The 2714-nt window shown below is 57.1% G+C and carries 1 pseudogene; it reads right to left on the bottom strand.

Going from position 1 to position 2714, the window contains the following annotated elements:
* Window positions 1–2714, bottom strand: a pseudogene (locus EAE91_RS23190) (hemagglutinin repeat-containing protein); the annotation flags it as partial.

Below are 2714 nucleotides of genomic sequence, written 5' to 3' on the forward strand. Positions count from 1 at the left end.
GACCAACCCGGCGTTGGTGTTGTTAATCTGGTCGGCATTAATCTTCAAGTGGTGCCCGGCTTCAATCGTCGCCGCGTGGTTATTGAGCTCACGCGCCTGACCGGTGGCCGTCAGGGCGTTATCCAACCGGCCGCCGATGTGCAGGTCGCCCACACTGTAAATCTGCGCATGATGCTGGTTGTTGAGTGTTCCGGTGCCGATATCCAGTTGGTCCCGCGCCGCAATCACGGCGGCTTTGCCGTCCTGTGCGGAGTTATTCAGTGTGCCCGTCTGGAGCACGAGCTGGTCCCCGTAAATGCGCCCGGTGCCGGTGTTGTTCAGGGTGTTGGCCGTGAGATGAGTCAGTCCGCCGTCAATCAGCCCGGTATTGTTCAGCGTATCGTGAACCTGGATTTGCGTTTGTTTAGCACTGATTTCACCGGAGGCGTTATTGGTGAGACGGTGTGCGTCAAGATGCAGCGCCTGACCGGCTTTTATCTGGCGGTCATTGATAAGATTGCCGGTCGTTTTCAGGGTCAGATTGCCATTAGCCGCGGTGTTGCCGGTATGGTGAAAATCCTCAGTTAAGGTGACCGCCATATCGCCTTGTGATAACAGTTGGCCGTCACCGCTCAGAGAGTGTGCGTTAATCGTGGCCTGTTCCCCGGCAATCAGCGTGCCTTGCCGGTTGTTAATCGCTAGCGAGGTGTGCCCGCTCTTGTCGTCTACGGTAAGTTGTTTACCTGCGGAGATTAACCCCTGCGCATTCTCCAACGTGTGACTCACCTGAGCTTGCAGGTGATTGGCCGCCCGTAAAGCGCCCTGAGTATTGTCTACCTGTTGCGCATTTACCGTCAGGTTTTGTGCTTCCACCCCGTTATCCGTGTGCGCCGTCTCGCGGTTAATCAGGCGAGCGGTGTTCAGGGTCAATTGCTGACCGCCACGGATAAGGCCGCCGGTGTTATCGGTTTGGGTGTCAACATCAAGCTGAGTATCGCCCACCGCCTGCACCTGCCCGTGACGATTGTCGAGCCGTTGGGTTTTCAGGTTGAGCGTCTCTGTCGATAACAATTTGCCGTCCCGGTTATCCAGCGCGGCGTGTCGGGTATCGATAGCCAACTGTCCGCCTTGAAGATGACCGTGGCGATTGTCCAGTGGGCCGCTGGTGACCGTGGTTTTACCCTCGCCAATAATCTGGCCCTGCTGGTTATCCAGCAACTGCCCGTCTGTGTCCAGATTCAGGGCGTCGGCGGATTGTAAGGTCCCCTCGCGGTTTATCAGTTGTTGACTGTGAATGTCCAGTCCGCCATTTCCGGCTATCTGGCCCTGAGTATTATTGAGTGCAGTGCTGGCCAGCGCAGTTTTGCCGTCCGCCGCTATCATGCCGCCGGTGTTATCAACATCGCCGGTGCGCAAAGTTAACTGCCCGCCACTCAATAACCGGCCTGCTTTTTGGTCGGCATTGCGGGTATTGGTGAATCGGTGGCCGTGGGTATCAACGGTCATCTCGCGGCCAGCCTGTAACAACCCCGCGGTGTTATCCAGTTCGCCACTGTTTACCGTCAGCGTGTCTTCGGCTATCACCTGCCCCGCGGTATTGGTGAAGGGATGGCCTGTGGTCTGGCTATTGATATGCTGTGCCAGCAACACGCCCTGGGTGTTATCCAACGTCTGGCTAGTCGTAGTCAGTCGGGTTTTGGCTTCAAGATGGCCGTGAGCGTTTTGAATGGCTTTGCCAACGGTGAGGGTGGCGCTGTCCCCGGCGGCAACCATGCTCCCCCGGCGATTATCCAGTTGAGTGGCGCTAAGTTGGAGCGCGTGGCCCGCTTCCAATCGACCCGCCTGATTATCCAGGATGTCTTTGACGGTCAGTGCCAACGTTCCTTTTTTCGCGGCCACGATGTTGCCGTGACGATTATCGACGGTCGTTGCTTTAAGGTTCAGATTACCATTGCCCGCAATGGTCCCGCTGTGGTTATCCAACATCCGGGTAGTGAGGGACAAGTCATCCTTACCCTGTTGTTGCATCACACCGCCTTGATGGCTCAGAGTGTCGGCGTTGATGGTTATCTGCCCGGCCTGAGTTTCGGCGTGGTTGAGTTGCAGTTCACCGGCCTGTATCGTCAGGGCACCATTGGTGAGCAGTTTGCCCTTATCACCCAGCCACCGTTGGGTATTGAGCGATAATCGACCCTGGCCGGCCAACTGCACCGTCCCCTGGTTGTTATCTGCCTGATGCGCGGTGAGATGCAGGTCCTCGCCCTGACTGGCAATAGTGCCCTGACGGTTGTTAAGCCGGTCAGTGGTAAGGGTCAATTTCCCCTGATTGAATACCATCCCCTCACGGTTATTCAGGGTGCGGGTATGGAGCGTCAGTTCACCGGTCCCGGTCTGGTTAATTTTTCCCTGCTGGTTGGATAAATCCGGGGTCGTCAGGTGAATTTCCTTCGCCACTAACTGGCCGCCGTCGTTGTTAAACTGGCCCGGCGTTTTTGCGGTCAAACGGTCGGCGTTGACGGTGGCGCGAGCGGTACTGATGCCCAATTGACTGGCGGTGAGTTGAATCTGGCTGGCTGCGGTCTGGCTGTCGCTCAGGTCAATCTGTTGGCTGTGGACAGCCAGCGTATCGGCGGCCAGATTTTTCCCCTTCGCCTGAACGTGCTGCGCGGTCAGGGTCAGTGAGCCGGGTAAAGTGGTACGCCCTTTATCATCCAGCCCCGCAGCCCATACGCTGT

Source organism: Photorhabdus noenieputensis, from assembly GCF_018448935.1.
Taxonomy (GTDB): Bacteria; Pseudomonadota; Gammaproteobacteria; order Enterobacterales; family Enterobacteriaceae; genus Photorhabdus; species Photorhabdus noenieputensis.